Origin of the sequence: Spirillospora sp. NPDC048819 (assembly GCF_040650055.1) — a bacterium.
GTDB lineage: Bacteria > Actinomycetota > Actinomycetes > Streptosporangiales > Streptosporangiaceae > Spirillospora.
Window position 1 is genome coordinate 63,603 of the sequence record NZ_JBEZGN010000005.1, and the last position, 23,158, is coordinate 86,760.

General features: G+C 72.0%; 21 protein-coding genes. 14 read left to right on the forward strand and 7 right to left on the reverse strand.

Annotation, left to right across the window (positions count from 1 at the left end; translation table 11 throughout):
• Positions 1-478: 478 nt before the first annotated feature.
• Positions 479-817 carry an HGxxPAAW family protein gene (locus AB0C35_RS09710; protein ID WP_358452540.1) on the reverse strand — a complete coding sequence of 113 codons (339 nt, stop codon included), beginning with the start codon at positions 815-817 and terminating at the stop codon, positions 479-481.
• Between the two features lie 182 nt (positions 818-999).
• Here AB0C35_RS09710 and secA point away from each other — a divergent pair, with 182 nt between their 5' ends.
• Positions 1,000-3,873, forward strand: coding sequence for a preprotein translocase subunit SecA (secA, locus tag AB0C35_RS09715; protein ID WP_358452541.1), 2,874 nt, complete (start codon positions 1,000-1,002; stop codon positions 3,871-3,873).
• A 73-nt stretch (positions 3,874-3,946) separates the two neighbouring features.
• Here the strand turns inward: secA and AB0C35_RS09720 are convergent, their stop codons facing one another.
• The 3 genes from AB0C35_RS09720 to AB0C35_RS09730 form a co-directional block, all read right to left on the reverse strand.
• Complete coding sequence (locus AB0C35_RS09720) at positions 3,947-4,432, reverse strand: Rv3235 family protein (RefSeq protein WP_358452543.1); 486 nt, start codon at positions 4,430-4,432, stop codon at positions 3,947-3,949.
• Positions 4,433-4,752: 320 nt separating this feature from the next.
• Positions 4,753-6,138, reverse strand: a complete 1,386-nt coding sequence (locus tag AB0C35_RS09725; protein ID WP_358452545.1) for a PTS transporter subunit EIIC — start codon at positions 6,136-6,138, stop codon at positions 4,753-4,755.
• Positions 6,139-6,163: 25 nt separating this feature from the next.
• Positions 6,164-6,904 (reverse strand): GntR family transcriptional regulator, encoded by a 741-nt coding sequence (locus AB0C35_RS09730; protein ID WP_358452547.1) that lies wholly within the window; start codon positions 6,902-6,904, stop codon positions 6,164-6,166.
• 437 nt (positions 6,905-7,341) lie between these two features.
• Between AB0C35_RS09730 and nagA the strand changes: the two genes are divergently transcribed.
• The 7 genes from nagA to ptsP all read left to right on the forward strand — a co-directional run bounded on the left by nagA (position 7,342) and on the right by ptsP (position 13,070).
• Positions 7,342-8,502: an N-acetylglucosamine-6-phosphate deacetylase gene (gene nagA / locus AB0C35_RS09735; RefSeq protein WP_358452549.1), complete on the forward strand. Its 1,161-nt coding sequence runs from the start codon at positions 7,342-7,344 to the stop codon at positions 8,500-8,502.
• A complete protein-coding gene (locus AB0C35_RS09740; RefSeq protein ID WP_358452551.1) occupies positions 8,499-9,539 on the forward strand; it encodes an SIS domain-containing protein in 1,041 nt (346 codons plus the stop codon). Before nagA ends, AB0C35_RS09740 begins: the two co-directional genes overlap by 4 nt.
• Before the next feature lie 69 nt (positions 9,540-9,608).
• Positions 9,609-9,842: a PTS glucose/sucrose transporter subunit IIB gene (locus AB0C35_RS09745; protein ID WP_358452553.1), complete on the forward strand. Its 234-nt coding sequence runs from the start codon at positions 9,609-9,611 to the stop codon at positions 9,840-9,842.
• Between the two features lie 32 nt (positions 9,843-9,874).
• Positions 9,875-10,324, forward strand: coding sequence for a PTS glucose transporter subunit IIA (locus AB0C35_RS09750; RefSeq protein ID WP_358452555.1), 450 nt, complete (start codon positions 9,875-9,877; stop codon positions 10,322-10,324).
• A 39-nt stretch (positions 10,325-10,363) separates the two neighbouring features.
• Positions 10,364-11,041 (forward strand): HAD family phosphatase, encoded by a 678-nt coding sequence (locus AB0C35_RS09755; RefSeq protein ID WP_358452557.1) that lies wholly within the window; start codon positions 10,364-10,366, stop codon positions 11,039-11,041.
• Between the two features lie 70 nt (positions 11,042-11,111).
• Entirely contained in the window at positions 11,112-11,384 is a 273-nt protein-coding gene (locus AB0C35_RS09760) for an HPr family phosphocarrier protein (RefSeq protein WP_358452558.1), read from the forward strand.
• Between the two features lie 3 nt (positions 11,385-11,387).
• On the forward strand, positions 11,388-13,070 hold the full coding sequence (gene ptsP, locus AB0C35_RS09765) for a phosphoenolpyruvate--protein phosphotransferase (protein ID WP_358452560.1): 1,683 nt from the start codon (positions 11,388-11,390) through the stop codon (positions 13,068-13,070).
• A gap of 37 nt (positions 13,071-13,107) precedes the next feature.
• Here ptsP and AB0C35_RS09770 read toward each other — a convergent pair whose 3' ends face one another.
• The 3 genes from AB0C35_RS09770 to AB0C35_RS09780 all read right to left on the reverse strand — a co-directional run bounded on the left by AB0C35_RS09770 (position 13,108) and on the right by AB0C35_RS09780 (position 17,074).
• Positions 13,108-13,635, reverse strand: coding sequence for a hypothetical protein (locus AB0C35_RS09770; RefSeq protein ID WP_358452562.1), 528 nt, complete (start codon positions 13,633-13,635; stop codon positions 13,108-13,110).
• A 91-nt stretch (positions 13,636-13,726) separates the two neighbouring features.
• Entirely contained in the window at positions 13,727-15,376 is a 1,650-nt protein-coding gene (locus AB0C35_RS09775; RefSeq protein WP_358452564.1) for a glycoside hydrolase family 3 N-terminal domain-containing protein, read from the reverse strand.
• Positions 15,377-15,751: 375 nt separating this feature from the next.
• Positions 15,752-17,074 (reverse strand): BadF/BadG/BcrA/BcrD ATPase family protein, encoded by a 1,323-nt coding sequence (locus AB0C35_RS09780; protein WP_358452565.1) that lies wholly within the window; start codon positions 17,072-17,074, stop codon positions 15,752-15,754.
• 61 nt (positions 17,075-17,135) lie between these two features.
• Between AB0C35_RS09780 and AB0C35_RS09785 the strand changes: the two genes are divergently transcribed.
• From AB0C35_RS09785 to AB0C35_RS09810, 6 genes are all read left to right on the forward strand, one after another.
• Positions 17,136-18,125, forward strand: a complete 990-nt coding sequence (locus AB0C35_RS09785) for a MurR/RpiR family transcriptional regulator (RefSeq protein ID WP_358452567.1) — start codon at positions 17,136-17,138, stop codon at positions 18,123-18,125.
• Positions 18,122-19,009, forward strand: a complete 888-nt coding sequence (locus AB0C35_RS09790) for an N-acetylmuramic acid 6-phosphate etherase (RefSeq protein WP_358452569.1) — start codon at positions 18,122-18,124, stop codon at positions 19,007-19,009. The genes AB0C35_RS09785 and AB0C35_RS09790 overlap by 4 nt, the downstream gene beginning before the upstream one ends.
• 179 nt (positions 19,010-19,188) lie before the next feature.
• Entirely contained in the window at positions 19,189-19,824 is a 636-nt protein-coding gene (locus AB0C35_RS09795) for an HAD family phosphatase (RefSeq protein ID WP_358452571.1), read from the forward strand.
• A gap of 25 nt (positions 19,825-19,849) precedes the next feature.
• Positions 19,850-20,353, forward strand: a complete 504-nt coding sequence (locus tag AB0C35_RS09800; RefSeq protein WP_358452573.1) for a hypothetical protein — start codon at positions 19,850-19,852, stop codon at positions 20,351-20,353.
• A 112-nt stretch (positions 20,354-20,465) separates the two neighbouring features.
• Complete coding sequence (gene pruA / locus AB0C35_RS09805) at positions 20,466-22,097, forward strand: L-glutamate gamma-semialdehyde dehydrogenase (protein WP_358452575.1); 1,632 nt, start codon at positions 20,466-20,468, stop codon at positions 22,095-22,097.
• 151 nt (positions 22,098-22,248) lie between these two features.
• The gene (locus AB0C35_RS09810) at positions 22,249-22,959 is read left to right on the forward strand and encodes a haloacid dehalogenase-like hydrolase (RefSeq protein ID WP_358452577.1); all 711 of its coding nucleotides are present in this window, start codon (positions 22,249-22,251) and stop codon (positions 22,957-22,959) included.
• The last annotated feature ends 199 nt before the right edge of the window (positions 22,960-23,158 follow it).

Below are 23,158 nucleotides of genomic sequence, written 5' to 3' on the forward strand. Positions count from 1 at the left end.
CGGACCCGCCCAAGCCAGCGGACCCGCCCAAGCCAGCGGACCCGCCCAAGCCAGCGGACCCGCCCAAGCCAGCGGACCCGCCCAAGCCAGCGGACCCGCCCAAGCCAGCGGACCTGCCCAAGCCAGCGGACCCGCCCAAGCCAGCAGGCTCGCCCAAGCCAGCGGACCCGCCCAAGCCAGCAGGCTCGCCCAAGCCAGCAGGCTCGCCCAAGCCAGCAGGCTCGCCCAAGCCAGCAGGCTCGCCCAAGCCAGCAGGCTCGCCCAAGCCAGCGGACCCGCCCAAGCCAGCGGACCCGCCCAAGCCAGCAGGCTCGCCCAAGCCAGCAGGCTCGCCCAAGCCAGCAGGCTCGCCCAAGCCAGATGTCAGGCCTCTGGCCGGGCCGGGGGTTGGGGCGGGGGCATGAGCGGGACTGGGGCGGGGGGAATTCAGCGTGATTTTCGGGGTGTTGCAGCCTGGAGAGCGTGTGGCCTGTGCGGGTCAGCCGTGCGGGCTCTGCTGGGGGTCCGTGGCGACGGGGCTGTCGAGCACCTCGCCCGCGCGGCCGCCGCGGCGCTTCGCGGAGCGTGAGCCGAACAGGGAGTAGTCGACGATCTCGGGGATGACCCGGGGCGCGTCCACGACGACGTCCGAGAACAGGTGGACGAGCCAGCTGACCAGCAGACCGGCGACGATGATTCCGGCGCCGACCCAGAACATGATCCACATCGGGCCCAGGCAGAGCGCGACGCCGCCCACGACGAAGCCGGCGAAGATGATGGCGACCGCGACCCATGAGCCCGGCCGGCCGGCGTGCGATCCGTGCGACTCTTCGGACATTGCGTCTCCCTCCGTGGCGTGAAGAGATCCTCTCCGCGACCCGGAAACTCAAACGGGACGCGCTGTGGATTGCGCTGTGGAGTGACCTAGACCATTCTGGGTCTCGCCTACGATGGGCATCGTACGTGTGGTGTGCGTGCCGCCTTGAGCGGTGAACCACGATCTGCAAGGAGCCTTCGAGAGTGCCGCCAGTCATCGACAAGATCCTTCGTGCGGGCGAGGGAAAAACCCTGCGCAAGCTCAAGAAGCTCGCGGATCAGGTCAACTCGATCGAGGAGGACTTCCTCGAGATGAGCGACGCCGAGTTGCGCGAGCTGACCGACAAGTACCGGGAGCGTCTCGCCGACGGTGAGTCCCTGGACGAACTGCTGCCCGAGGCGTTCGCGACCGCCCGCGAAGCCGCCAAACGCGTTCTGGGGCAGCGGCACTTCGACGTCCAGGTGATGGGGGGTGCCGCCCTGCATCTGGGCAACATCGCCGAGATGAAGACCGGTGAGGGCAAGACCCTGACCGCGGTGCTTCCGGCCTACCTCAACGCCCTGTCCGGCGACGGTGTCCATATCGTTACGGTGAACGACTACCTGGCGAAGCGCGACGCCGAGTGGATGGGCCGCGTCCACCAGTTCCTCGGTCTCGACGTCGGTGTCGTCCTCCCGCAGATGACGCCGGACGAGCGCCGCGCCGCCTACAACTGCGACATCACCTACGGGACGAACAACGAGTTCGGGTTCGACTACCTGCGCGACAACATGGCGTGGAGCCTTGAAGAGTGCGTGCAGCGCGGTCACAACTTCGCGATCGTGGACGAGGTCGACTCGATCCTGATCGACGAGGCCCGGACCCCACTGATCATTTCCGGGCCGGCCGAGCAGAACTCCAAGTGGTACTCGGAGTTCGCCAAGATCGCGCCCCGGTTGAAGCGCGCCGAGCTGGTCAGCACCGCCGGGCAGATCGACGAGTACGGCCCGGGCGACTACGAGGTGAACGAGAAGAAGCGCACGGTCGGCATCACCGAGTCGGGCGTCGAGAAGGTCGAGGACTGGCTCGGCATCGACAACCTCTACGACTCGGTGAACACGCCGCTCGTGAGCTTCCTCAACAACGCGCTGAAGGCCAAGGAGCTGTACAAGCGCGACAAGGACTACGTCGTCATGAACGGCGAGGTCCTGATCGTTGACGAGTTCACCGGGCGCATCCTGCACGGCCGCCGCTACAACGAGGGCATGCACCAGGCCATCGAGGCCAAGGAAGGCGTGGCGATCAAGGACGAGAACCAGACTCTCGCCACGATCACCCTGCAGAACTACTTCCGCCTCTACGGCAAGCTGGCCGGCATGACAGGTACCGCCGAGACCGAGGCGGCGGAGTTCAACAAGACCTACAAGATCGGCGTCGTGCCGATCCCGACGAACAAGCCGATGATCCGCGACGATGTCGCGGATGTGGTCTACAAGACCGAGCAGGCCAAGTTCGAGGCCGTCGTCGACGACATCGCCGAGCGGCACGAGAAGGGCCAGCCGGTCCTGGTCGGCACGACCTCGGTGGAGAAGTCCGAGAAGCTGAGCAAGATGCTCAAGCGCCGCGGCATCCCGCACCAGGTGCTGAACGCCAAGCACCACGAGCAGGAGTCGGCGATCGTCGCGGAGGCGGGCCGCAAGGGCGGCGTGACCGTCGCGACGAACATGGCGGGACGCGGCACCGACATCATGCTCGGCGGCAACCCCGACTTCCGCGCCGACCTGGAGCTGCACCAGCGCGGGCTGTCCCCGCTGGAGACGCCCGACGAGTACGAGGCGGCGTGGCCCGAGGCGCTGGAGAAGGCCCAGGAGGCCGTGAAGGGCGAGCACGAGGAGGTCGTCGACGTCGGCGGCCTGTACGTCCTCGCCACCGAGCGGCACGAGTCGCGGCGCATCGACAACCAGCTGCGCGGACGGTCCGGCCGGCAGGGCGACCCGGGCGAGTCCCGGTTCTACCTCTCGCTGGAGGACGACCTGATGCGGCTGTTCAACTCGGCGCGCGTCGAGTCGATCATGACCCGGCTGAACATCCCCGACGACGTGCCGATCGAATCGAAGATCGTCACCAATGCGATCAAGTCGGCGCAGAGCCAGGTCGAGCAGCAGAACTTCGAGATGCGCAAGAACGTCTTGAAGTACGACGAGGTCCTGAACCGGCAGCGCAAGGTCATCTACGCCGAGCGCCGCAAGGTGCTGGAGGGCGCGGACCTGCACGAGCAGGTCCGCCGCATGATCGACGAGGTCGTCGCGGGCTATGTCGCGGGCGCCACCGGCGAGGCCTTCGCCGAGGAGTGGGACCTCGACAAGCTGTGGAAGGCGTTCAAGCAGCTCTACCCGATCTCGATCACGGTCGACGACCTGGTCGAGGGCGATGACGGCGACCTGTCCGGCCTGGACGCCGAGACGCTGGCCGAGAAGATCCGCAACGACGCCGAGGCGGCCTACGACAAGCGCGAGGAGGAGCTCGGCCCCGAGGTCATGCGGGAGCTGGAGCGCCGCGTCGTCCTGTCGGTCCTGGACCGCAAGTGGCGCGAGCACCTCTACGAGATGGACTACCTCCAGGAGGGCATCGGCCTCCGGGCCATGGCGCAGCGCGACCCGCTGGTGGAGTACCAGCGTGAGGGCTACGACATGTTCAACGCGATGCTCGACGGCATCAAGGAGGAGTCGGTCGGCTACCTGTTCAACCTCGAGGTCGAGGTGGAGGACCAGCCGGAGGCCCCGGCGGTGGGCGCCAAGCCCGTCTCCGTCGCCAAGTCCGCGCCCGCCGCCGGCGCTGAGGACTCGGCCGCCGCCGAGGACGACGTGGAGGAGGCGGAGGACGTCCCGGCGATCAAGGCGAAGGGTCTGGAGAAGCCGTCGCGTCCGAAGAAGCTGGAGTACTCGGCCCCGACCGTCGACGGTGAGGGCGGCGTCGAGCACCACAGCGAGGAGACGAAGGACGAGTACGCGGGCGTGAACCGCAACGACCCGTGCCCGTGCGGCTCGGGCAAGAAGTTCAAGCGCTGCCACGGCGACCCGCGCAACAAGAACAAGTAACGAGCAGGGCCCTGAGAGCGGCCTCCCGGATCCCGGGAGGCCGCTTTCGCTTTGCCCCGCCGCCCGGGTGGTGTCAGCCTGTGGCGGTGGTTTCGAGGGCGGTGCAGCGCCATCGGCCGCGGGTGTGCTCCAGGCGGAGCGCCAGCGCGTGGGCGCGTCCGGAGACGACCACGACCGCCGTCGTCTCCGCGACGGCCGGGGCGGGGCGCTGCAACCGGGTGGACAGCACCCTCGGCGGGACGATCCGCCCGCCGCGCCTGTCCGCGCCCTGATGCCGGGTCATGTCCCGGCACACCGCCGGGACGGCGATCAGGGACAGCTGGGTCGCCGGACGCGTCCCCGCCAGGATCTCCACGACGAGCCGTACGGCCGCCTCCGCCACGGCCTGCAGTTCGGCGTCCATCCCGTCCGCCGGGCGCACGAGACGCAGCCTCGGCGGCCGCGCGGGGGGCGGTGCCGAGGGACGTAGCGCCAGCGCTCCGCGCGTCTCGCCGGACGGAGGCGCGGCGCGGTACCGGATGATCCGGACGGCAGAGGGCGTGGCTGGACGTTGACGCATGCGAAACCTCCTGGCTCGTTTGAAGACAGGAGTCGCGAGACGCGCGATAAATACACGCTGACCACATCCGGCCTGCCCCACAACGGCGCGCAGACGAGGTGGACCGGCAGGCGAGGTGGACCGGCGGACGGGTCGGGCCGGCGGACGAGCCCGGAGCGGCAGATGTGAAGGCGGCGGGACGCGTGGGGCGTCCCGCCGCCTGGGAGCCGGGTCCCGGACAGTGCGGGGAGTCCGGGACCCGTGGGAGCCGGGCCGGTGGGCTGACCGGCCCGGGAGGGGGCGCCGCGGGGATGAGGGGCCGCGGCGCCCCGCGGAGCGGATCAGCCGCCGGAGGGGGCTTCCTCCGGGTCGTCGCTGGGCCCCTTGCGTTCCTTCTTCCCGCTGCTCTTCGCGGCGGCGCCGGCCATCTCCGGGTCGGCGGCGGGGTCGACGGCCGTCGACTCCTCGCCTTCGGGTTCCCGGCCGGGTGTCGCGAAGTTGAACTTCTCGATCAGGAACTTGAAGATGAAGTAGTAGAGGAAGAAGTACAGGACGCCCATGCCGAGGATGAGCCACAGCCCCTCGGTGTTGTCCTTGCGGGCGTTCAGCAGCAGGTCGATGAGGCCGGCGGAGAAGCCGAACCCGAGTTGGGCCCCGGCGGCCTCCAGGATCGCCATCGAGATGCCGGTGAGGACGACGTGCACGCCGTACAGGAGCGGCGCGACGAACATGAACGCGAATTCGATCGGCTCGGTGACGCCGGTGATGAACGCGGTGAGCCCGGCGGAGACCATGATGCCGCCGACCGCGGGACGGCGGTGCGCGGGGGCGGCGCGCCAGATGGCGAGGGCCGCGCCGGGCAGGCCGAACATCAGCACGGGGAAGAACCCGGCGAGGAAGCCGCCCGCGTCGGGGTCGCCGGCCAGGTAGCGGTTGATCTCGCCGGTGACGGTGCCGTCGGGGCCCTCGTAGGTGCCGAACACGAACCAGATGAGCGAGTTCGGGATGTGGTGGAGGCCGAACGGCAGCAGGAGCCGGTTGATCACGCCGTAGATTCCGGCGCCGGCCGCGCCCGCCCCGGTGATCCACTCACCGAAGTCGGTGAGCCAGCTGCCGAGCACCGGCCAGACGAAGCCGATCACGATGCCGAGGGCGAGGCCCGCGGCGGCGGTGATGATGGGGACGAACCGGCGGCCGCCGAAGAACGCCAGCCAGGTCGGCAGCTTGATCCGGTAGAAGCGCTGGTACAGCAGCGCGGCGATGAGGCCCATGAGGATGCCGCCGAGCACCTGCGTCGGGTTCTGGGCGCCCCAGTCGATGACCTTGGCTTCGGTGCCGTCGGTCACCTTGGTGATCATGACGTTGCCCTGAAGCTCTTCGGTGTGCGAGAACATGATCTTGGACACGCGGTCGAAGACCAGGTAACCGACCACCGCGGCCAGCGCGGTGGAGCCGTCGGACTTCTTGGCGAAACCGATCGCCACGCCGACGGCGAAGAGCAGGGGCAGTGCGGCGAACAGCGCGTTGCCGGCCTCGCCGACGATCTCGGCGACGCGATCCCAGCCGAGGCCGTCGGCGCCGAGCATGTCGGCCTGGCCGAAGCGGAGCAGGAGTGCGGCGGCCGGAAGCACCGCGATCGGCAGCATGAGGCTGCGGCCGATGCGCTGCAGCACGGCGAGGGTGCTCGATCCTCGCCGTGGAGCGGAGTCCACTGTCGTCGAAGTCATCGCGAGATTCCTCCTCAGGGGGTTTTCAGGAGTGCGGCGGGGGGTTTCCGAGGGCCGTGTGGATCTGGTACCTGTCTGCCCTGTAGGTCGACACGCCCAGCTCGGCGCACACACCTCCGGTGTACGAGCGGCGTTGCAGGAGCAGAACGGCGCTGCCCTTGGGGATTTGCAGCTGCCTGGCGTCGGTGGCGTCGGCCAGGCTGGCGTCGATGGTCTGGTCGCCCGCGTCGAAGACCAGCCCGTACACCGCTTCGAGGACGCCGTACAGCGAGCGGTCGGCCAGGCGGCGGTCGAGCAGGTCGGGGGCGAGCGAGGCCAGGAGGTGGGAGCGCTCCACGGCCATGGGCTCACCGTCGGCGGTGCGCAGGCGTTCGATGACGTGGATCTCGGTGCCGGTTTCGACCTCGAAGATCCGGGCGAGGCGCGCGTCGGCCGGGACCGTCCGGCGGTCCAGGTCGATGGCGCCGGGACGCAGGCCGCGGGCCAGCATGTCCTCGGTGAACGAGACGAGCCGCAATGGCATCTCGATCTTGGGTCGGGCCACGAACGTGCCCTTGCCGGGGACGCGGTAGAGCCGGCCTTCGGAGACGAGCTGGTCGACCCCCTGGCGGACGGTCATGCGGGACAGCTCGTACCGGGCGCACAGCTCGCGCTCCGACGGGATCGGGGCGTCGACGGGCAGTTCCGCGCTCTCGATGAGGTCGAGAAGGATGGCGCGGAGCTGGAAGTACTTCGGTACGGGGCTGTTCGGATCGATGGTCGTCACGAGGGTCCTCGACGGCCGGTAGCCGGATCGATGGGATTCGCCGGGTTTCGACGGGTATGAGGTGGTTGGAGTTTCGGACGGTCTTCGGAGATTCATACTGGTCTAGGCCGGACTAGACCACAGGATCGAAAGTCATGTCAATGCACGAATTCGTAACGACCGGATCACGCCATGACGACCGCATGATCGAAGGAACTCCCAGGTCAGACCGGATATTCGGATGCCCTGTCCGCTTTGCGGGCCGGTGGTGAGACACCGTTGCCGACCGTCAGAGCGGAGGCCCCCTCCCCGGCGGAGGGGGACCGAACGGGTTCCGTCCGACGTCTTGCGGCACCCTCCGATTCGTGGAGTATGGTACGTACTGGTCTAGTCCGGACTAGACCAGTTGAACCGGCCGGAACGACCAGCGAACGTCGTGTCGCGGAGAGTGCGCAGCCATGGCATCACAACTGATCACGGCCCCCGACATGGTCATCACCCCCGCGGACGGTCCCGCCCGGGTGCTCTCCCCGGGCTTCGTCCGCGTGCACGACGGTGTGATCGCCGAGGCCGGTGAGGGCCCTCCGCCCGGCACGCCCGATGTCGAGCTCCCCGACGGGCTCCTCGCGCCCGGCCTGGTCGACCTCCAGGTGAACGGGTACTTCGGCTACGACATGGTCGACGCGGACGAGGCCGGCTGGCACACCGTCGTCTCCCGCCTCCCCGAGACCGGCGTGACCGCGTTCATGCCGACCTTCATCACCGCCCCGGTCGAGACGCAGGCCGAAGCCCTGCGCCGCGCCCGCGACCTCCTGCCGAACCTGCCGGACGGGACGCGCGTACTCGGCGTCCACCTCGAAGGCCCGTTCCTGTCGGAGAAGCGCAAAGGCGCGCACAACCCCGCCTACCTGACCGACCCGGCGCCCGAGGCCATCGCGACGCTCCTGGAGACCGGGCTCGTCAAGTTGCTCACCCTCGCGCCCGAACGCAACGGCGCGCTGGAGGCCATCCGCACGCTGACCGCGGCGGGCGTCCTGGTCAGCGTCGGGCACAGCGACGCCACCGCCGCCCAGGTCGCCGCCGCGGCCGACGCCGGCGCCCGCAAGGTCACCCACATCTTCAACGCGCAGTCCGGCGTCCACCACCGCGACCCGGGAGTCGCCGTCCAGGCCCTGATCGACGACCGGCTGAGCCCCGGCCTCATCCTCGACCTGCACCATGTCGCGTCCGAGGCGGCCGCGCTGGTGTTCCGGGCCGCGCCGGGGCGGGTCGTGCTCGTCACCGACGCGGCCGCGTCCGCCGGGATGCCGCCCGGCACCTACGACCTCGGCGGCGAGCCCATCACCATGCCCGAGCAGGGCCCGCCGCTGCGCGCCGACGGCACGATCGCCGGGTCCGGCCTCCGGCTGGACGACGCGGTCGGCAACGCGATCGGCCTCGGCATCGGCACCGCCGCGGCGGTGGACGCCGCGACCCGCGTCCCGGCCGACCTGATCGGCCGCCGCGACCTCGGCCGGATCGCGCCCGGCGCCGCCGCCGACCTGGTCTGGCTGGGCCCGGACCACCGGGCGCGTACCACCTGGGTGGGCGGGCAGAAAGTCTTCGGAGGGGGATCATGACCAGTCAGATGCGCGCCGAGATCGGTGAGCAGCCCGACGCGCTGGCCCGGACGGTCGGTGCGCTGCTGCCGCGCGTGCCCGACCTGGAGGCACTGGCCCGGCAGACGCGGCAGGTGCTGTTCATCGCCCGCGGATCGTCCGACAACGCGGCGGTGTACGGGCGCTACCTCATCGAGTCGCGCGCCGGACGGCTGGCGACGCTCGCCGCTCCGTCGATCGCGACGACCTACCGGCGCAGGCTGGATCTGGACGGCGTGCTGGCCGTGGCGATCAGCCAGTCCGGCAAGACCGAGGAGATCGTCGAGACGCTCGACTGGGCCAAGGACTGCGGCGCCCGCACCGTGGCGGTCACCAACGGCGACGGGTCGCCGCTGGCCGAGTCCGCCGAGGTCGCGCTGATCACCCAGGCGGGCGACGAGGTCGCCGTCCCGGCGACCAAGACCTACACCACCCAGCTCGCCGCGCTGTCGGTGCTCGGCATCGGGCTCGGCGCGGACGTGGCCGTGGACGACCTGCGCCGCATCCCGGACGAGGTGGCCCGCGTGATCATGCTGACCGAGGCGTCGCCCGCGCTGCCGGAGATCGTCGACGAGCTGGCGAAGGTCCCGGGCACGGTCGTGTCCGGGCGCGGCATCGCGTTCGGCACCGCGCTGGAGCTGGCGCTGAAGATCAAGGAGGCGTGCTACCTGCACGCCATGGGCCTGTCGTACGCCGACCTGCTGCACGGCCCCATCGCCGTCGTCGACGCGCAGACGCCCGCGCTGCTGGTGGCGGCCGACTCCGGCCCGACGCTGGCCGGCACCGTCGCGCTGGCGCGGCGGGTCGAGGGGGCGGGCGCCCGCGCCTTCGGCGTCGGCGGAGGCCCGGAGTTGGCGGAGGCGTGCTCGGCCGCGCTGCCCGGCCCCGCGCTCCCGGAATGGGTCGCGCCGCTGGGGCTCATCGTCCCCGGGCAGATCCTGGTGGAGAACCTGGCCCGCCGTCTCGGCATCGATCCCGACGTCCCCCGTGGCCTGAACAAGGTCACCCAGACAGACTGAACACAGAGTGTTCACTTGAGCTCCGTCCCCGTCCCGGCCCGCCGGGCCCACCCCGACTAGGAGAAGAACATGGACAAGGCCGAGGCCATCGTCGCCGCCCTGGGCGGCGCTGACAACATCGTCGAGATCGAGCCGTGCGCCACCCGGCTGCGCACCGAGGTCTCCGACGCCGGCAAGGTCGACGAGGCGGCGCTGAAGAAGGCGGGTGCGATCGGCGTCATGCGGAGCGGCACCGTCGTGCAGGTCGTCGTGGGCCCCGAGGCCGACACCATCGCCACCGACATCGAGGACATCCTCGACTGACACGTTCCTCGACCGAACAAGAGGGCCCTCCCATGACCCGAGTAATGTCACCGGTGACCGGCCGGGTCGTCGGCCTGGCCGGCGTCCCCGACCCGGTGTTCGCCCAGGCCATGGTCGGCCCGGGCACCGCCGTCGACCCCGAACGCGCACCCGGTCACGCCATCGCGCCCGTCACCGGGAAGATCGTCAAGCTGCATCCGCACGCCTACGTCGTGGTGGACGAAGAGGGCCACGGCGTGCTCGTCCATCTCGGCATCGACACCGTCAAGCTGAAGGGCGAGGGCTTCGAGCTCCTCGTCTCCGAGGGTGACGAGGTCACCGCCGGGCAGCCGGTCGTCGGCTGGAACCCCGCCGTCATCGAGGCGGGCGGACGCTCGCCGATCTGCGCCGTCGTGGCGCTGGACGCGGGCGCCGACGCACTGTCGGACGTGGTGGAGTCGGGCGAGGTGACCAAAGGCGCCGAACTGTTCACATGGAGCTGACGGAATGGATCTGACGGCTGGAACCGGGGAACCGGCCGCATGGCGGTGATCGGCCTGGGTGCGGCGGTGTTCGACCTCGACGGCACCCTCATCGACACCGAGCCGCGCAACCGCGCGATGTGGTCGCGGCTGTTCGAGGCGCACGGCGTCCCGCACGACGAGGCGCTGATCGCCTCGTTCGCGGGGCGCCGCGGGCTCGAGGTACTCGCCGACCTGGCGCATCTGTTCCCCGGCCGGACGGTCGAGGAACTGTTCGAGCAGGTGCTGTCCTACGGGGCGATGCCGGGGATGCCGCCGGTCGCGCCCGTCCCCGGTGCGGTCGGCCTCGTCCGGTCGCTGGCGGACGCCGGCGTGCCGCTGGCGGTGGTGACCTCGGGGCAGCGCCTGTACGCCGAGGGCCTGCTGGACGAGCTGGGCATCCGCGGCCTGCTGGACATCGTGGTGACCGCCGGTGACGTCGTCACGGGCAAGCCGCACCCGGAGGGGTATCTGGCCGCGGCACGCGACCTGGACGTCCCGCCGGAGGAGACGATCGGGTTCGAGGACGCGCCGGCGGGCGTCGCGGCGGTCAAGTCCGCCGGGATGACCTGCGTGGGCGTCATCACCACGCAGCCGGCCGGGGCACTGGCCGAGGCCGACCACGTGGTGCCCGATTTCAAGGAAGTGGACGTCGTGCCGGGCCCAGCGCTGCGGGTGCGCGGACTGAGAACGCCGTGAAGAGCTGAAACGCCGTCATGGGCGTTGGCCGTTATGGGTGGTGACCGTTATGAGCGATGAGGAGTGTGCAGTGAGCGTGCGCAACGTCAAGATCGAGTCGAGGGTGGGGCTGCATGCGCGGCCGGCCGCGCTGTTCGTGCAGACCGCGGCGCAGGCGCCGATGGACGTCACCGTGGCCAAGCACGGCGGTGACCCGGTGAACGCCAAGAGCATCCTCGCCGTGCTGGGGCTTGACGCGCGGCACGGTGAGGAGGTCACGCTGTCCGCGGAGGGCGCGGGCGCCGACGAGCTGCTCGACAGCCTTGAGAAGCTGCTGTCCGAGCCGGAGCCCGAGGGGGCCTGAGAGGTGCCGGACGTATTGCAGGGCGCGGGCGTCAGCCCCGGCGTCGGCGCCGGGCCGGTGCGGAGCATCGCCGGGGCCGTCCCGGAACCGCCCGCCGGTTCCCGGCACGGCGGTGACGCCGCCGCCGAACGCGACACGGCCCTCGCCGCGCTGGAGGCCGTCGCCGCCGACCTGGAGGAGCGCGGCGGCCGCGCCGCCGAGGCCGGCAACACCGCCGGGCGGGACGTGCTGAACGCGCAGGCGCTGATGGCCCGCGACCCCGGCCTCGCCGACGGTGTCCGAACCAAGATCGACGAGGGCGCGGCGGCGGCCCGCGCCGTGTTCGAGGCGTTCGGCTTCTACCGGGAGATGCTCGCCGGGGCGGGCGAGTACATGGCGGCCCGGGTCAGCGACCTGGACGACATCCGCGACCGTGCGATCGCCCGGCTGCTCGGCCTGCCGGTGCCCGGCGTCCCGGAGTCGGACGAGCCGTTCGTCCTGGTCGCCCGCGACCTCGCCCCCGCCGACACCGCCGTCCTCGACCCGGCGCAGGTCGTCGCGTTCGTGACGGAGGAGGGCGGCCCCACCAGCCACACCGCGATCCTGGCCCGGACGATGGGCGTCCCCGCGGTCGTGGCGCTGCGCGGCGCGACGTCGCTCGCCGACGGGACCCGCGTGCTGGTCGACGGCGCCGCGGGGACGGTGCGTCCCGACCCGTCCGACGAGGAGGTCACCGCGGCCCGCGCCGCGGCGGCGGCCCGCGCGTCCGCACTGGAGGAGTCCACCGGGCCGGGCGTCACCAAGGACGGCCACGAGGTGCCGCTGCTGGCCAACATCGGCGGCCCGAAGGACGTCGAGGCGGCGCTGGCGAACGGCGCGGAGGGCGTCGGGCTGTACCGCACCGAGTTCCTGTTCCTCGACCGGGCGGCGCCGCCGTCCGACGAGGAGCAGGAGGAGGCGTACCGGAAGGTCCTGGAGGCGTTCCCGGCCGGCCGCGTGGTCGTCCGGACGCTCGACGCGGGCGCCGACAAGCCCCTCGCGTTCCTGCCCGCCCCCGGCGAGGAGCCGAACCCGGCGCTCGGCGAGCGCGGGCTGCGGATGATGCGCCGGCACCCCGCCGTCCTGGCCGCCCAGCTCGCCGCGCTGGCCCGCGCCGCCGCGGGCCTGACCGTCAAGCTCCAGGTCATGGCCCCGATGGTGACCGACGCCGCCGAGGCCGCCTACTTCACCGCCGCCTGCCGCGAGGCCGGCATCGAGCACCCCGGCGTCATGATCGAGGTGCCCGCCGCCGCGCTCCGCGCCCACGACCTCGCGCCGGAGGTGGAGTTCTTCAGCATCGGCACCAACGACCTCACGCAGTACGCGTGCGCGGCGGACCGGCAGGTCGGCGGCCTCGCGCACCTCCAGGACCCGTGGCAGCCCGCCGTCCTCGACCTGGTCGCCCCGGCGGCCGGGGCGGGCGTCCCCTGCGGTGTCTGCGGGGAGGCGGCCGGCGACCCGGCGCTCGCGTGCGTGCTGGTCGGGCTCGGCGTGACGTCGCTGTCGATGAGCGCCCCGTCCCTCCCGCTGGTGCGGGCCGCGCTCGCCCGGCACACGCTGGACGAGTGCCGGCAGGCCGCCGCCGCGGCGCGCACCGCCCGCACCGCCGGGCAGGCGCGCGAGGCCGCCCGCGCCCACCTCCCCGCCCTCGCCGGCCTCGGGGTCTGACGGAGCGGCGGGCCGGGGTGTCGGTGCGGAGGGAGCGTCAGGCGTCGAGAACCCAGCGCCCGTCGTACTGGCGGATGGTGTAGGTGTCCAGGAAGAAGGCGAGGGGCGGGCTGCCCGGTTTCGGCTGGAGCCGGGCCGGCGCGCCCCGCCACTTCAGGTCCTCGTGCCGGACGGTGTAGGCGCCGTCCGGCTCCTCCTCGGCGGCCGGCACCGTGACGCCGCGCAGCGCGGTGACGTCCTCGGGACGGAGACCCGCGCGGGCCTGGCGGAAGCCCGCCTCGCATCCACCGTCGCCGAACCGGGCGAGGTCGAACTCCGCCGACGTGTACTTGCACGCAGCGGTGCTCCCCAGCGCGATCGAGCGCAGGTACTTGTACAGCGTCAGCCGCGCGGGAAGGCTCTCCTTCGGCGACGCCGCTCCGACATCGGAGGCGAACCGGGAGTCGCCGGGCTCGGGAGTGAGCGGCGGCATCGTGATCTCGTCCTCGCCTCCGCAGGCGCCGAGCACCGGAAGCAGGAGCACCGCAAGCAGAAACGGGGCCGCGAAGGACGGACGGGCGCGCACGGGGACCTCCTGGGGGGTGAAGGCGCGCTGATCATCCCAGGTGGAGAGCCCTTACGTCCATGGTCTTCACGCCCATGGACGGCGGGTGCCGCTACCTGTAGCCGAGGCCGTGGCCGACGGGTTCGCCGGCCGCCGGGACCGGGAGCCTGCCCGTCGGGTTCGCCGCGCCGCTCAGCACCTTGGCGAGCGCGTTGACCGAGACGGTGCTGGACGAGTACGTGGCGAGCGTCGCCTCCGCGCCCCCGGCGGCGCCGAGGTCGTAGGGGAGGCCGAGTGCCGCGACGACGACCGGCCCCGACCCGAGCGCCCGGACCCGGGCGGCGGTGGCCTGCCCGGCGTTCTTCGTGGTCAGGACGGTGACGTCCGCCGAACCCGGGGCCGCCGTCGTGACGCCGTGCTTGCGCAGTGCAGCGCGGAGCGCGTCGCTCTCCGGGCCGGTGACCGCGACCTTCCTGCCCTTGAGGGGGAGCAGGCCGTCATCGTTGCGGACGAGGGTGACCGCCCGTTCGGCGACCTGCCGGGCGGTGGCCTTGTGCGCGGACGAGCCGATCACCGAGCCGGCCTCGGCCGGGTCGGCGGGCTTCTCCTGGAACAGGCCGCGCCGCTGCTTGAGCCGCAGGATCCGCGTCACCGACTCGTCCAGCCGCTTCCGCGTGATCTTCCCGGACCGGACGGCACGCACCACCGCCGCGTGGGCGCGCGGCAGGCTCGGCGGCATCAGCAGCTGGTCGGCGCCCGCGTTGATCGCCCGGACCGGCACCTGCGCGTCGCCGTACTTCTCGCGCACCCCCGCCATCTCCAGCGAGTCCGTCGTGATCACGCCCTGGTACCCGAGCGTGCCGCGCAGCAGCCCGGTCAGGACGGTCTTCGACAGCGTGGCGGGGTCGCCCGACCGGTCGAGCTTCGGGACGACGATGTGCGCCGTCATGATCATGTCGACGCCCGCAGCGATCGCCGCCTTGAACGGCGGCGCGTCCAGCCGCTCCCACTCCTTGCGGGAATGCTTGATCACGGGCAGGCCGGTGTGGCTGTCGGTGGCGGTGTCGCCGTGCCCGGGGAAGTGCTTGGCGGTGGCCGCGATCCCGGCGGCCTGGAAACCGCCGACGGCCCCGGCCGTCATCTTCGACACCAGCGCCGGGTCGGCGCCGAACGAGCGCAGCCCGATCACCGGGTTGCGCGGGTTCACGTTCACGTCGGCGTCCGGCGCGTAGTCCAGATTGATGCCGATCGCGCGCAGCTCCGCCCCGGTGACCTGGGCGGCGGCGCGGGCCTGCGCGGGGTCGCCGGTCGCGCCGAGCGCCATGTTGCCGGGGAACCGGGTGGCGAACGCGGTCCGCGAGACGATGCCCTGCTCCTCGTCGACGCCGAGCAGCAGCGGGATGCCGGACGCCTTCTGCAGCGCGTTCGACTGCGCGGCCGTCCGCTCCGGGGTGCTGATGTTGCCGGGGAAGTAGATGAGCCCGCCGACGTGGTACTTCTTGATCTTCTCGACGGCGTCGGCGCGGCTGGAGAACGTCGGGACGAACAGTTGCCCGACCTTCTCGGCCACGCTCATCTTCGCGACACGGCCGGGGATCCACGCGTCCGGCGCCGGCGCCGGCGTGCCCGCCGAACCGGGCGCGCCGGACGGGGCGGACGACGTTCGCCCACCCTTGCCGCTCTCGCCTCCGCCGCCGCAGCCCGCGGCCATCGCAAGGGCCAGCGCCGCCGCCGCGAACGCGAGTGGAGGTGAAGCACGCACCTGACCAGGCCCCCCGACATGGTCTCGGTTCCTCGGTCGCAATCGGTCGTCGTGACGTTATGCGTTCCCCGCCCCGCTGTCGAACCGATCTCCAGACCTTCAGGCACGCTCGCAGCGGCCACCAGGAGGAATCGGTACGAGCCACGTCTGTGGCCGCTTTTCCCACCGGACCCGGCCTCACCGGTACCGCTCCGGCGGATCTGGTTCCACCGTGGTAACACCCTGATCACGATGGACCCCAGGATCGCAAGCGGATCGCCGATCTTGTGGGGTCCATCGTGATGAACCCTGACGGCCTCGATGCCGTCTTCTTCGGGGGCGGCCGGGCCGGGTCGGGCCGGTCGGGCCGGGGCCGGTGGGCCGGGGGAGGGCGGCTCAGCCGGGCAGGGGGTGGCCGAGGCGGCGCAGCGCCATCCCGGCCGCGCCGACGGCCCCGTCGCCCGCGCAGCGCGGCGCCGTGGCGAAGCGGTCGCGCAGCCCGGTGCGGACGGCGTCGGCGACGGGTCCCTCGCGGAGCACCGAGCCGTGCATGACGACCGGTGCACAGGGGTCGGACAGGGCCGGGCGCACCGCGTCCACGTCGCGGAGCAGCCACTGCGCGGCCTCTTCGGTGATGCGGCGGGCCACGGGGTCGCCGGCGGCCGCGGCGGCGGCGACCACCGGGCCGAGCCGGCCCAGGGCCGAGGGCGGACGCCCGTAGACCTCCTTGATGATCGCCTGGGCGAGCCGGGGGTCGGGCGGGGTCCCGTGCACCTCGGGATGTCCCGCCGGGCCGGGGACCACCGGGTGTCCCGGCGGCCCCAGATGGCCCGGCGGCCCGGGGCGGCCCGGCGGCCCGTGCGCGCCCGGAGGGCCGTGCGGGCCCGTGGGGCCGTTGCCGGACGGGGGATAGGGCCCGTTTCCGGACGCCGGACAGGAGGCCCCGGGAAGCAGCATGACCGTGCCCGCGCCGTTCGGGGCACGGCCGCCTCCCCCGCCGGGGGACCCCCCTCCCGAGGAGAGGGAGGTCGCCTGCGACAGGACGGCGGAGCCCGGTGACGGCGAAGGGGCGCCGGCCATGGCCAGCGCCCTCGGGGGGCGGGGTCTTCGCCTGTCCGAGTCGATCTCCGCGACCACGGTGGCGCCGAGCAGGGCCCGGGGGACCGAATCGGTGAGCAGCGTCGGGGAGCCGCGGCCGTCGTAGGCGGCGAGCGCCGCCCGCACGGCCTCCTTGCCCAGCCACACCGCCGAACCCTCGTCCCCGACGAGCCAGCCGTAGCCGTCCGCGCGCTGCACGATCGTCCCGTCGCTGATGACCGCCGCGCCGGCGCCCGTGCCGGAGAACACCACGATGCCCTTGGGCTCGCTGGTTCCGGCGGCGAACGCCACCGCGATATCGGTCACCACCGCGGGCGAGCCGCGCAGTCCCGCGGCCTGCCATGCCTGCCGCGCCGCCGTGACGGCGGCGGGCCGGCCGGCCGAGCCCGCCCCGGCGATCCCGAAGACGCCGGTGAGGATGTGGGTGCGGTCCAGGTCCCCGAGCGCCTCCCGCAGGGCGGTGGTCAGCGCCCCTGCGGTGTCGCCTCCGGAGTTGGGGTTGGCCCCGGGGCCGGTGCCGGAACCGGCCAGGGCACCCCCGAGCGTCAGCACGACGCAGCGGGTCTTCGTGCCACCCGCGTCGATACCGACCACGTAAGGACCGGCCAAATGGGTCAACACATGGCGACCGTAGCCTTTTCTACCGTTGACGTGACATCCTGCGCGTAAGAAAATTTCCTCCATGAGGAAACCCATCGGCTCCGACCGGAGCCCTGAGCAGCGCCCCGAACAGGGGATCACGGGGGAGCCCGGTGCGTCACGCGGTGAGGCGCCGGGCGAGAGGGACGCCACTCCGCTGAGCACCGTGGTCCGGGTCCGCTCGCTGCTGCCCTCGCTGCCCCCCGCCGAACGACGCGTCGCACAACGCGTCATCGACGACCCCGAAGGGGTCGCCAACTCCACCATCACCGAACTCGCCCAGGCCTGCGGCACCTCGGAGACCACGGTCATCAGGTTCTGCCGGGCGATCGGATTCCACGGCTACCCGGAGCTGCGGCTGACCCTCGCCACCGAGGCGGGACGGGCCCAGAGCGCCAGCGGCGGCCGGGTCATCGGCAGCGACATCAGCCCCGACGACTCGCTCGAACAGATCGTTGAGAAGGTGACCTTCGCCGATGCCCGGGCCGTCGAGGAGACCGCCGCCCAGCTCGACATCAAGATGCTCGAACAGGTCGTGGACGCGGTCGTCGCCGCCGAACGGGTCGACGTCTACGGCGTCGGCGCCAGCGCGTTCGTCGCCGCCGACTTCCAGCAGAAGCTCCACCGGATCGGACGCGTCTGCTCGGCATGGGCGGACGCGCACATCATGCTCACCAGCGCCGCCGTCCTGGGCAACGGCGACGTGGCGATCGGGATCTCGCACACGGGCGCGACGGTGGAGACCATCGACGCCCTGGAGGTGGCCAAGAGCAGGGGAGCCAAGACCGTGGCGCTCACCAACTTCCCCAAATCACCGATAGCGGAGGTGGCGGACCTGATCCTCACGACAGCGGCGCGGGAGACGACCTTCCGCTCCGGCGCCACCGCAAGCCGGCTGGCACAGCTCACGGTGGTCGACTGCGTCTTCGTCGGAGTGGCGCAGCGCACCTACGGGCCGACCCGCAAGGCCCTGGAAGCCACGTTCGAGGCGGTCCGCGGGCGGACCGTGCGACCCGACCGGAGGCGTCGGTGATCGATTGCGAGCTCCCCACGGAGGGACGCAACCCCCGGACCCTCGACGTCGACACGCTGCCGACACTGGAGGTACTGCGCCTGATCAACTCCGAGGACGCGACCGTGCCGATGGTCGTGGCCTCCGTCCTGCCCGAGGTCGCCCGGCTGGTCGACATGTCGGTCGACTCGCTGCGCGCGGGCGGACGCGTCCACTACTTCGGCGCCGGCACGTCCGGCCGGCTCGCGGTGATCGACGCCGCCGAGCTGCCCCCGACGTTCGGCATCTGGGGCCGTGTGGTGGCCCACCACGCCGGCGGGCCCGGCGCGCTGTCCCAGGCGATCTCCGACGTGGAGGACGACGTCGAACTCGGCCGCCGGGACGCGCACGACGTCCAGCCCGGTGACGTCGCCGTCGGCATCGCGGCGAGCGGCCGCACCCCCTACGTGGTGGGGGCGCTGCGCGCCGCCGCCGAGGTGGGCGCCCGCACGGCGCTGATCAGCTGCAACCCGCACACCCCGTACGCGGACGAGGTGGAGGTGCACATCGGCCTGGCCACCGGACCGGAGGTGATCAGCGGATCCACCCGGATGAAGGCCGGCACCGCGACCAAGCTGGTGCTCAACTCCTTCTCCACCACGCTGATGATCAGGATGGGGCGCACCTACTCCAACCTGATGGTCAGCGTGAACGCGCTGAACTCCAAGCTGCGCGCCCGGCTGGTGCGCATCCTCACCGAGGCGACGGGCATGGACGCCCGCACCTGCGAGAACGCGTTGACGGAAGCGGGGGGGAACACCCGCGTCGCGCTGGTCTCGCTGCTCGGCGAGGTGCCGGCGGCGCGGGCGACGACGGTGCTGGAGGAGACCGACGGCGGCGTAAGGGAGGCACTCAGGCGGTTGTAGTCCATTCGCGATCGCGACGGTTCGGGTCGTCGCGGGGTTGGGGGCGGGGCTGAGGTCGTCGGGGTAGGGGTTCGTGATCATGCGGTCGACGTCGATCGCGTGGTCACGGATGTGCGGTGGCGGCCCGTCGGTAGAACGGGATTCGGGGATTGGGGGTGCGATCGCCTACGATCGGGGCCGTGACCGTCAAAGCTGTGATCACCGACTGGGGCGGGGTCCTGACGTCCCCGCTGGCCGACGCGATCGACGTCTGGCTCGCCGCCGACCGCATCGACGTCGCGCGCTACAAGAACGTGATGCGCGCCTGGGTGAAGCAGGCCTACGACGGCGCCGGCACCAACCCCATCCACGGGCTGGAGGACGGCTCGATGGCCGTCGCGGAGTTCGAGCGGCTCCTCGCCGCCGAGCTGCTCACCGTCGACGGCGACCCGGTGGAGGCCCCCGGGCTGATCACCCGCATGTTCGGGGCGTTCAACCCCGTCCAGCCGATGTACGACGCGCTCCGCGCCGCCCGCGCCGCCGGCACCCGCACCGCGCTGCTGTCCAACTCCTGGGGCAACGACTACCCCCACGACCTGTTCGCCGACCTCTTCGACGCCGTCGTCATCTCCTGCGAGGTCGGGATGCGCAAGCCCGACGAGCGGATCTTCCGGCACGCCCTGGACCTGCTCGGCCTCGACGCCGCCGAATGCGTCTTCATCGACGACATCGAGCACAACATCCGCGCCGCGGAGGCGCTCGGCATCCGCGGCATCCACCACACCGCGCCCGACACGACGATCGCCGAACTGCGCGAGCTGAACCTGCTGCCCTGACGGTCTGGCAGACTTGCTGACCGTCATGCGCGTTTACCTGCCGTCCACGCTCACGCTTCTCGCCGGCGTCCACGCCGCCCGGGAGATCGGTCCCGCGCCGCTCGCCGCGCACGCGGTCACGCCCGCGCTGCGCGAGTGGTACGCGGGCGGCGACCTGGAAGAGCTGGAGTACGCGGCGCTGTCCGCCGCCGCCCGCGCCTCGCTGCGGCTCCTCGCCGCCGACCCCGCCGCCCCGCGCCGCCGCGTCGTGCTGTCCGCCGAGGTGCCCGACGACCTGGTCACATGGGTCGGCACGGACGTGGGCGGCGCCGACCGCGCGCAGGTCGAGGTGTCCGCCACCGTCCCGTGGAAGAAGGTGGCCTCCGGCCACGTGGACGACGTGGGCGCCGCCGCCGACATCGCCGCCGCCGCGGACGCCCTCCCCGCCGCCGACGCGGGCGACGACGACGCCCTCTTCACCGTGGACGGCGCCGAAGGCCACGAACTCCTCTGGTACGCCACCCAGGAACTCCCGCACCTCCTCACCTGACGGACGCCCCCTGGTCGGGGGCAAATCGTGTGCGGCGGTATTTCGCGGGGTGTGGGCGGGTAGGTCCCTCGGCAGGTCGGACAACGCCGTCGGATTCGCAGGGAGCCGTCAGATGGACGCCGTCACCACCGTGCCGGTACCGATGAACGAACCGGTCAAGAGCCACGCGCCGGGCAGCGCCGAACGCGCCGCGCTGGAAGCCAAGATCAAGGAGCTCGGCGGCGAGCAGACCGAGCTGACCATGGCGATCGGGGGCGAGCACCGGATGGGGGCCGGGACGCCGATCGACGTCGTCGAGCCCCACAACCACGGACACGTCCTCGGCCGGATGGGCAACGCCACCGATCCGGACGTCGCCGAGGCGATCTCGGCGGCGCGGGAGGCGGCGCCGGCCTGGCGGGCGATGGCGTTCGAGGACCGCGCCGCGATCTTTCTGCGCGCCGCCGACCTGCTCGCCGGGCCGTGGCGGTCCACCGTGAACGCGGCCACGATCCTCGGGCAGTCCAAGTCCGTTCAGCAGGCCGAGATCGACGCCGCCTGCGAGCTGATCGACTTCCTGCGGTTCAACGTCGCCTACGCGCAGCAGATCCACGGGATCCAGCCGCTGTCGCCCCCCGGCGTGTGGAACCGGCTGGAGTACCGTCCGCTGGAGGGCTTCGTCCTCGCCATCACCCCGTTCAACTTCAGCGCGATCGCCGGGAACCTGCCGACCTCGCCCGCGCTGATGGGCAACGTCGTGGTGTGGAAGCCGTCCCCGACCCAGCAGCTGGCCGCGCACCACACGATGCGGCTGCTGGAGGCCGCCGGGCTGCCGCCCGGAGTGATCAACCTCGTCACGGGGGACGGGCAGGCCGTCTCGAACGTGGCGCTGCGCCACCCCGACCTGGCGGGGCTGCACTTCACCGGGTCGGCCGGCACCTTCCAGAACCTCTGGCGGGCGATCGGGGAGAACATCTCCGGGTACCGGGGCTACCCGCGGATCGTCGGCGAGACGGGCGGGAAGGACTTCGTCGTCGCGCACCCGTCCGCCGACCCGGCCGCACTGAAGACGGCCCTCGTCCGCGGCGCCTTCGAATACCAGGGGCAGAAGTGCTCCGCCGCGTCCCGCGCCTACGTCCCGCGCTCCGTCTGGGACGCGATCCGCGACGATTTCTGCGCCGAGACCGAGTCCCTCACGATGGGCAACGTCGCCGAGGACCTGTCGCTCTTCATGGGCGCCGTCATCGACGAACGCGCGTTCGCCAAGCACCGCGCGGCGATCGAGCGGGCGCGCGGCATCGACGGCATGAAGATCCTCACCGGCGGCGAGCTGGACGACTCGCGCGGCTATTTCGTCCGGCCGACGGTGCTGGAGTCGTCCGATCCCACGGACGAGATCTTCACGAAGGAGTACTTCGGGCCGATCCTCGGCGTGCACGTCTACGCCGACGGCGACTACGACACCGTCCTCCACCAGATGGAGAGCGTTTCCGAGTACGGCCTGACCGGCGCGATCATCGCGGAGGACCGCGCCGCGATCGCCGCCGCCACCGACGCGCTCCGGTTCGCCGCCGGCAACTTCTACGTCAACGACAAGCCGACCGGCTCGATCGTCGGGCAGCAGCCGTTCGGCGGCGCCCGCGGATCCGGCACCAACGACAAGGCCGGCTCCGTGTTCAACCTCACCCGCTGGACGAGCGTCCGCTCGATCAAGGAGTCGTTCGTCCCGCCGACCGACCACCGCTACCCCCACATGGGCACCTGACCCGCCCCGCCGCGCCCCGCGGGCCCGTGGACCGGGGTGGTTGCGGTCGGCGGCGGGAGGCCGGACGATAAGCTCGCCCCGCCGCTTCGGCGGGGCGGGCCGGTGCCGGGCGCCGCCCGTCCACGTTCAACCGACCGCGCATGGGAACGGGATGTCGACGCTGAACCGTCTGGTGCTGTGGAACATCGATCACACGCTGGTCGACGTCGGGCGGGTCACCCGGGACGCCTACGCCGAGGCCTTCCAGCGGACCATCGGCCGACCCCTCGTCCGCCTGGCGCCCACCCCCGGCCGCACCGAGTCGGAGATCATCTTCGAGACCCTCGCGTTCAACGACGTCGTCACCACCGACGACCACCTGGCGGCCTTCTTCGACGCGCTCACCGAGGCGTTCGCTACCCGCCGCGACGATCTGCGCGCCCACGGCCGGGTCCTGGCCGGCGCCCGTGAGGCCGTCGAGGCGCTCGCCCACGTCCCCGGTGTCGTCCAGTCCGTGCTGACCGGCTCCCTCCAGCCGAACGCCTGCCTGAAGGTGACCGAGTTGGGTCTCGGCGGCCGCCTCGACCTCGACGCCGGCGGCTACGAGAACGGCGTCTACAGCAAGGCCGCCCTCCTGGAACTCGCCCGCACCCGCGCCGGTGAACGCCACGGCACGCGCTACCCCGAATCCGCCACCGTCTACATCGCCGACTCCCCCCGCGACGTCCAGGCCGCGCACATCGCCGGCTCCCCGATCATCGCCGTCGCCACCGGCAGCGCCACCGAGGCCGAACTCCGCGCCGCCGGCGCCGAACGGGTCCTGGCCACCCTCGCCGACACCCACGCGGTCGTCGGCGCCGTCGCCGACCTCACCCGCATCTGACGGACCCCGCCATGTGGGGGCGGGGGATGATCGGCGGCGGTGATGTGTGAGGATGCGGGATTGCCGCGGGCGGGTCTTTGACCTGCGATGGGACGCGGCGCCGAGGGGTTTCGGCATGCGGATCGGGGAAGTTGCGCCGTGTGCGCGGCGGGGCCGATATTGGGAGGGCCGCGCCCGTGGCGCGGCGGGGAGGGAGAGA

Coding starts and splice junctions, on each gene's coding strand:
- AB0C35_RS09710 (WP_358452540.1), bottom strand. CDS start 817: ATGTCCGAAGAGTCGCACGGATCGCACGCCGGCCGGCCGGGCTCATGG.
- AB0C35_RS09720 (WP_358452543.1), bottom strand. CDS start 4,432: ATGCGTCAACGTCCAGCCACGCCCTCTGCCGTCCGGATCATCCGGTAC.
- AB0C35_RS09725 (WP_358452545.1), bottom strand. CDS start 6,138: ATGACTTCGACGACAGTGGACTCCGCTCCACGGCGAGGATCGAGCACC.
- nagA (WP_358452549.1), top strand. CDS start 7,342: ATGGCATCACAACTGATCACGGCCCCCGACATGGTCATCACCCCCGCG.
- AB0C35_RS09740 (WP_358452551.1), top strand. CDS start 8,499: ATGACCAGTCAGATGCGCGCCGAGATCGGTGAGCAGCCCGACGCGCTG.
- AB0C35_RS09745 (WP_358452553.1), top strand. CDS start 9,609: ATGGACAAGGCCGAGGCCATCGTCGCCGCCCTGGGCGGCGCTGACAAC.
- AB0C35_RS09750 (WP_358452555.1), top strand. CDS start 9,875: ATGACCCGAGTAATGTCACCGGTGACCGGCCGGGTCGTCGGCCTGGCC.
- AB0C35_RS09755 (WP_358452557.1), top strand. CDS start 10,364: ATGGCGGTGATCGGCCTGGGTGCGGCGGTGTTCGACCTCGACGGCACC.
- AB0C35_RS09785 (WP_358452567.1), top strand. CDS start 17,136: ATGAGGAAACCCATCGGCTCCGACCGGAGCCCTGAGCAGCGCCCCGAA.
- AB0C35_RS09800 (WP_358452573.1), top strand. CDS start 19,850: ATGCGCGTTTACCTGCCGTCCACGCTCACGCTTCTCGCCGGCGTCCAC.
- pruA (WP_358452575.1), top strand. CDS start 20,466: ATGGACGCCGTCACCACCGTGCCGGTACCGATGAACGAACCGGTCAAG.
- AB0C35_RS09810 (WP_358452577.1), top strand. CDS start 22,249: ATGTCGACGCTGAACCGTCTGGTGCTGTGGAACATCGATCACACGCTG.